This window comes from Rhizobium nepotum 39/7, from assembly GCF_000949865.1.
GTDB lineage: Bacteria > Pseudomonadota > Alphaproteobacteria > Rhizobiales > Rhizobiaceae > Agrobacterium > Agrobacterium nepotum.
On record NZ_JWJH01000030.1, the window covers coordinates 21,299 to 28,172 of the forward strand.

Below are 6,874 nucleotides of genomic sequence, written 5' to 3' on the forward strand. Positions count from 1 at the left end.
GGCTATAGATAGGTCATGACAGTCGCCAAAAAACGATCCAGCACCCAAACCTCAAAAAAGTCAAATGCGACACCAGCGCGCAAGCCGGCGCGCGTGAAGACGATCTATTCGAAGGACGAGTTGACCGAGATCTTCCGCCGTTTTTCCATTCAGCGGCCGGAACCGAAGGGGGAACTGGAACACACCAACCCCTTTACCCTGCTGGTGGCCGTGGCGCTTTCCGCACAGGCTACCGATGTCGGCGTGAACCGGGCGACGCGGGCGCTGTTCAAGGTGGCCGACACGCCGGAAAAGATGCTGGCGCTCGGCGAGGAACAACTGATCGGGCATATCAAGACCATCGGACTTTATCGCAACAAGGCAAAAAACGTTATCGCCCTGTCACGAATGCTGATCGACAATTTCGGCGGCGAGGTGCCGAAGACCCGCGAGGAACTGGTGACCCTGCCCGGCGTCGGACGCAAGACGGCCAATGTGGTGATGTCCATGGCCTTCGGCGTGCCGACGCTTGCCGTGGATACCCATGTGTTCCGCATTGCCAACCGGCTCTGTCTTGCGCCGGGAAAAACCCCCGATGAGGTGGAGGACCGGCTCGTCCGCATCATTCCAGAGGAGTATCTGTTCCATGCCCATCACTGGCTGATCCTGCACGGGCGTTATTGCTGCAAGGCGCGCAAGCCGGAATGCGAGCGCTGCGTGATTGCCGATATCTGCAAATCGCCGGAAAAGACCTTCGATATTCCAGCGCCGCTGGTGGAGTTACCCGCGCAGCTGTTCGGTGCGGCCGGCGGCGAATGACGGATCGCGCTGGCTGACGGCCTTGTGCAGATGGACCATCAACGAGGCTGCAAAAAGCGGCGTCAGAAGGTTGAGGAACGGAATTGCGAGGAACGCCGCGATTACCAGCCCGGCCATGAACACGGTGGTGCGGTGTTTTGAGCGGAATAGCCGCGCCTCGGCCGGCGAGCGGAAACGCATCGCCGCGAATTCGAAGAATTCACGACCGAGCAGATAACCGTTCACCAGAAAAAACGCGATGAGGTTGACGCCCGGCACCAGCAGCAGCAAAAGCGCAATGAGGTTGCCGGCAATGACGACGCCGAAGAACTTGATCGATGACAGCAAAGCCTCGCCGATCGGCATTGCTTTGCCCGGCGGATCATCTGGGTAAGTCTTTTTTTCCACCACTTCGGCGACATCGTCGAGAAACAGGCCGGCAATGACGGCTGTGACCGGCGAGATCAGCAGGGCCAGGGCAAGCGCCAGCCCTATGCCGGCGAAAATGGCGAAAACGAAGGTCATCCACCCCGCCCAGTCCGGCACGCCGGGGATCAGCGTATCCACCCATGGCAGGGCGAAATAGATGAAGATGGAGCGGATGGCGAACCACAGCGCCGCCAGCACGAGAAGCGTCAGCCCCAGAACCTTCCAGAACACCGACCGCGTCTCGGCGGCAAAAAGATTGCGGAAGGCTTGTCGCGCCGCATCAAAAATCATTCGGAACTCCCTTGACGCCTCTCGCGTTAAACTTGCTGGCCAACGAGAGATAGGCGCTGGCCGCCCGCTCCGCAAGACCGATGCAAAGATGCCAGACGCGCGGAATTAAACCGCAGATGGAATTTCTCTTGTATAAAAGGTATCTCTAAAATATAATAATCTACCTATCATAATTCGCATTCCGGTCCGGTGGAGGACAAGGCCGGAAAAGCTGGCCCCCACCGTCAAATCGCGGTTCGCACGCTCGTTCGGGCGCGCGAATGCATCATCGTTATAACTAAGAACAATGAGGCGTTGATGGAAAAGCTGCTGTTGAATCTGACCCGCGCCATGAAGGCCGGTACACCCTCCGAGCGCAAGATCGCCAAATATCTGATCGAGCATCTGGACGAATTGCCATTTGAAACGGCGCAGACGCTGGCCGCCAAGCTCGGCCTCAGCCCGATGACGGTCGGCCGTTTCCTGCGTTCGCTCGGTTACCGGCAATTCAGCGATATTCGCGCCGATCTTCGCCACGCCGAAGAAGCGGCAGGCGCGGATCAGCCCACGATTGCCGACAGCGGCCAACGCCAGTCCAACCCGTTTTCCCACCTTCTGTCGCAGCAGATCCAGGCTATCCAGACTGCGTTCGATATGACCACGCAACCGATCTGGCATGTCGCCATGAACGAGATTGCTGTCGCGGCGGATGTTTTTCTGGCGACATCCCCGGAAGGATTGGGCGCTGGCCGTCACTTCCACGGGCGTCTTCTGGAATACCGCGGACATGTGCATTATCTCGGCAGCGACAGCGCGGCCTATGTCGCCCTGTGGGATTTCGAACCCACGCAAACCCTTCTCGTCATCATGGATTGCGGCGGCAGCCTGATGCCATTGCAACGCCTGTCGGCAACGGCGCGCAAGGCTGGCTACAGAACGTTGCTGATCACCACCCGTTTTTACGAATGGGGACCGGAAAGCGCCGATATCTGTCTTGCCATGCCGCAGGCCCAGAATGGCGGCCAGGGCCTGCTGCAACTCGTCTCCCTGATGGAATTCACGCTCTGCGCCCTGGGCGTCAACGCCGACGAGACCGGCACGACACGCATGAAAAACCTCAACGGGCTGAAACGGTCGCTGCGCGGCTGACCTACACCCTGCCATTCCCCGGCGAAAAATCAGAGACTGTCCAGTTCCTGTCGATGGCGGTGCATGGCGAGAAAACGGCGATAATCCCGCTCGTAACGGGGTGCGAGCGCCGGATTGCCGGATATTTCGGCATTGCCCGGATACATGGCGGCACCCGCCGCCGCAAGGCCCGCATGCACGCCGCCAGCCGCCGCCGCCGTCATCGCCGTGCCGAGAAGAACGGCGTCGGCGGTGGCCGGAACCACGATGCGCTTGCCCGTCACATCGGCGTAAAGCTCCATCAATAGCGGGTTCTTCACATGCCCGCCGGTGACATGCAGGCTTTCGACCGCGTAACCGAAACGCTCCATCGCATCGAGCACATGGCGCGCACCGAGCGCAATCGCCACAGCGGTGCGCCAGTAGAGGCGGCAAAGACTGTCGAAGGATGTATCCAGCGTCAGCCCGCTGATGACGCCCACCGCATGCGGATCGGCGAGCGGCGAGCGATTGCCGTGGAAATCCGGCAGCACATGCAGCCGCTCGGCGAAAGCCTCACCCTCGAGCGCGCGCAATTCGGTGACCCGCGCAACTATGCGGGCATGCAGCGCCATATCCGGCTCGCCGCCCGCCGCATGCATGCGCACGATATGATCGAGCAGCGCGCCGGTTGCCGATTGCCCACCTTCCACCAGCCAGTGGCCGGGTAGGGCAGCCTGCCAATAGGGTCCCCAGAGGCTGTGGCCGGGCATCTGCCGCTCGGACATGGCCACAATGCAACTCGACGTTCCGGCAATCAACGCTACATGCCGGCCGACATCTCCCAACAGGCAACCGCCGAGCGCGCCGAGGGCGCCGGCATAGGCATCGATCATGCCCGCAGCCACCCGGCAGCCAGTATCGAGACCCAGCTCAGTGGCGGCCTCGGGCGAAAGCGTACCGATGCTCTCCCCGGGCATCACGGTAGTGTCGGGCAAGCCTGCCCGCTCTCTCAGATCGGCAAGCCCGGCCATTTCAAGATAATCCGCCTGCCAGCCCGGATTTTCCTGCGCCAGAAAATTCCACTTCGCCGTCTGCGTGCAATTGGAGCGTTTTGCGGAACCGGTCGCCTTCCAGGTCAGGAAATCCGCCAGATCGAAAGCGAAGGACATGCGCGCCCAGCTTTCCGGCAGATGCGCCTTCAGCCACATCAGTTTCGGCATCTGCATTTCGGGCGAGACGCTGTTGCCGGCGAAATTCAGAACCCGATGACCCGACGCAGTCAGCCGGTCAGCCTCGCCAATCGCCCTGTGGTCGAGCCAGACGATGGTATCGAACCGGTCTTTTCCCGTGACGGAAACGGAAACCGGCTCACCCCTTTCATCGCGGATGACGAGCGAGCAGGTGGCGTCGAAGCCGATGGCGGCGATGCTTTCGCGCGGGACACCGGCATCGGCAAGCGCTGCCCTGACTGCGATACAGACCGCATTCCAAATATCGGTGGAATCATGTTCGGCGTGGTTTTCCTGCGGCCTTTGCATCAGGATGGGATGGGTGGCGCGGGCAAGAAGCCTGCCGGTCGGATCGAAAATCCCGGCCCGTGCGCTGGCCGTACCGACATCGACGGCAACGAGATTTTGACGCATCAAGACTGCAATTCCATCCCTCGCGCAACGACCTCCGGGCGGCGGCAGGCATGATTTACTTCAGCCTGCGTCACGTTCCACCTGGCTGTCAAAACCACCCTTCCCCACATAACTGCCGACAAGTTGAACCAAATCCGGCATCGCGTCAAACGTGGCATCCGCCCCGAGACCGGCGATCTTTTCGCGGAATGCGGGAAACTGCGCATGCGAGCCGCCCGTAAAGGCAAAAACTGCCATGCCGGCAGCTTTGGCGGCGGCGATGCCGGCAGGGCTATCCTCTATGACGATGCAATCCGAAGGCGATACGCCCATCTGCCGCGCCGCATGCAGGAAAAGATCGGGTGCCGGTTTGCCCTTCTTCACCATCGTGGCGCTGAAGACATGCGGCTCGAATTTATCGATCAGGCCCGTCAGGCCCAGCGAATAACGGATGCGCTCCGGCTGGCTGGATGAGGCGACGCACCGCTTCAGGGCCACAAGCCTGTCCAGCGTTTCGGCAATGCCGTCAATGGGCCGCAACTCGGTCCGGAAGCGCTCGAACAGCGTCGCGCGCATATGGTCGAGAAAATCGATGTCGGTCTCGACGCCGTAGTCCTCAAACAGCGTCGCGGTCATGCTGGCGACGCTACGGCCGAGAAAGCGGTTATAGGCTTCCTCCTCCCCCATCTCCACGCCGAGATGGGAGAGCATGTCGAGAAGAACCGAAATCGAAACCGGCTCGCTATCGACGAGAACGCCGTCGCAGTCAAAAATCAGCAGAGGTCCGGTCCCGTCTTTCATTTCGCATCACTTTTCAGCCAGCTTGTCGTCCAGATAAAGCTGCAAGGTCTTCGCCGTGCCTTCTTGCCACAACGTTGTCAGTGCATGGGCGAAGCGTTTACGGAAAAGTTCCGATTCGGCAACCTTTCCGAAAATGTCGTCAAGCGAGAGAAAGGCCATCGGATCGTCCTTGGCCTTGATTGCCGCCGACTGAAGCCTGTCAGTGCTGGCGTCGTTGAAGGTGATTTCCTGGCCACTGTCGGTGGTGCCGTAAAAATAACGGCACCATAGCGCCGAGACGAGCGAAAGCCCGACGATATCGTCCCCCGCCGCCAGACGGTCGGCGGTCGAAGGCAGGATGAATTTCGGCTGGCGGTTGGAGCCATCCTGCGCGAGGCGCGGAATGGTGTCGCCGATTTTCGGATTGAGAAAACGGCGCTCGATCAACCCGAAATATTCGCCAAGATCGGTATCGGGCACCGGCGGAATGACCGGGATGATCTCTTCCTTTTCGAGCTTTGCCAAAAACGCCCGGATCAGCGGGTGCTCCATTGCCTCATGCACGAAATGAATGTCGAGCAGCGCTGCCGGATAGGCGATCGCCGCATGACCACCGTTGAGGATGCGGATCTTCATGTGCTCGTAAGGCGCGACATCCTTGACGAACTGAACACCCACCGTCTCGAGCGCCGGTCGGCCCGCCGGGAAATTATCTTCCATCACCCATTGCTTGAACTCCTCGCAGAAGACCGGCCAGTTGTCATCGATGCCAAAATCATCGCGGGCAATATTGCGCTCGCGCTCGCCGGTGGCGGGGGTGATGCGGTCCACCATCGAATTGGGGAAAGCGACATTTTTCCCGATCCAGTCGGCAAAGGCCGGATCTGACAGGCCCGCCAACCCGATAACCGCGTTTTTGGTGACCTTGCCATTATGGGGTATGTTGTCGCAGGACATGACGGTAAAGGGCCAAAGCCCCTTGTCGTGCCTCACCTTGAGCCCGGCGACGATGAGGCCGAACACAGTCTTAGGCGAGGACGGGTTCCTGCCATCCTCGGCAATCGCCGGATGCTGCGGGTTGAAGGAACCGGAGGCGTCGATGAAATAACCGCCTTCGGTAATGGTCATGGAGACGATGCGGATTTTCGGATCGGCGAGCGTTTCGATGATGGTTTTGCTATCGCCGACCGGCAATATGTCGATCATCGGCCCGGTGACGCGCGCGCCGGTGCGGTTATTGTCCTGCTCCACGACGGTGGTGAGGAAATCCTGCGCGGCGAGCTTTTCTCGCATCACCGCATCGGAAGGCAGAACACCCGCGCCGACGATGGCGAAGTCATGGTCCGCTCCAGTGTTGAACAGGTCGTCCAGATAGACCGCCTGATGGGCGCGGTGGAAATTCCCAACGCCGAAATGCACGATGCCGGCGGAAAGATCGGCGCGGGAATAGGCCGGAATCGCCGCCGTTTTTTGGGCTTCATCAAGCGTTGCGAGGGAGAGTTTGCATGTCATGTCACGATCCTCGAAGGGGAAACGTTGTTCGTGCCGGGACCGTATGGCAGCCGGCACTCAGCGCGGATTTGCCTTCCAGTCTTCGCGTCATATCGCGATGCCCTTTTCATCGAACCTGTGGATTTTGGTGTCATCCGGTGTGATGAAGACGGTATCGCCGTGTCTGCATTCGAACTCGCCATCGGTTCGGGCAGTGATCGGGCCGATGCCGGGGACGTCGAGGTGGAGGAAGGTGTCGGAGCCGAGATGTTCGGCAACCGTGACCTTGCCCTGCCAGAGGCCGGTTTCCTTCGACAGCATCAGATGCTCGGGGCGCACGCCGGCGGTGGCGGCATTCTTTTGGCGGGCGTAATCGCCGGTCACCAGGTTCATGC

General features: G+C 60.3%; 7 protein-coding genes. 2 read left to right on the forward strand and 5 right to left on the reverse strand.

Going from position 1 to position 6,874, the window contains the following annotated elements; all coding sequences use genetic code 11:
• The first annotated feature begins 15 nt into the window (after positions 1-15).
• Positions 16-798: an endonuclease III gene (gene nth, locus RS75_RS22530; protein ID WP_045024644.1), complete on the forward strand. Its 783-nt coding sequence runs from the start codon at positions 16-18 to the stop codon at positions 796-798.
• On the opposite strand, the gene RS75_RS22535 is transcribed toward nth, so the two are convergent.
• Positions 760-1,497, reverse strand: a complete 738-nt coding sequence (locus RS75_RS22535) for a sulfate transporter family protein (protein WP_045024645.1) — start codon at positions 1,495-1,497, stop codon at positions 760-762. The genes nth and RS75_RS22535 overlap by 39 nt on opposite strands.
• Before the next feature lie 294 nt (positions 1,498-1,791).
• On the opposite strand from RS75_RS22535, the gene RS75_RS22540 reads away from it, so the two are divergent.
• On the forward strand, positions 1,792-2,625 hold the full coding sequence (locus tag RS75_RS22540) for a MurR/RpiR family transcriptional regulator (RefSeq protein WP_045024659.1): 834 nt from the start codon (positions 1,792-1,794) through the stop codon (positions 2,623-2,625).
• Positions 2,626-2,654: 29 nt separating this feature from the next.
• Here RS75_RS22540 and RS75_RS22545 read toward each other — a convergent pair whose 3' ends face one another.
• The 4 genes from RS75_RS22545 to RS75_RS22560 form a co-directional block, all read right to left on the reverse strand.
• Entirely contained in the window at positions 2,655-4,229 is a 1,575-nt protein-coding gene (locus RS75_RS22545; protein WP_045024647.1) for an FGGY-family carbohydrate kinase, read from the reverse strand.
• A 60-nt stretch (positions 4,230-4,289) separates the two neighbouring features.
• The gene (locus RS75_RS22550) at positions 4,290-5,009 is read right to left on the reverse strand and encodes an HAD family hydrolase (RefSeq protein WP_045024648.1); all 720 of its coding nucleotides are present in this window, start codon (positions 5,007-5,009) and stop codon (positions 4,290-4,292) included.
• A 6-nt stretch (positions 5,010-5,015) separates the two neighbouring features.
• Positions 5,016-6,500: a mannitol dehydrogenase family protein gene (locus RS75_RS22555; protein ID WP_045024650.1), complete on the reverse strand. Its 1,485-nt coding sequence runs from the start codon at positions 6,498-6,500 to the stop codon at positions 5,016-5,018.
• Between the two features lie 87 nt (positions 6,501-6,587).
• Positions 6,588-6,874 (reverse strand): TOBE domain-containing protein (locus tag RS75_RS22560; RefSeq protein ID WP_045024652.1); only part of this gene is annotated, 287 nt, incomplete at its 5' end.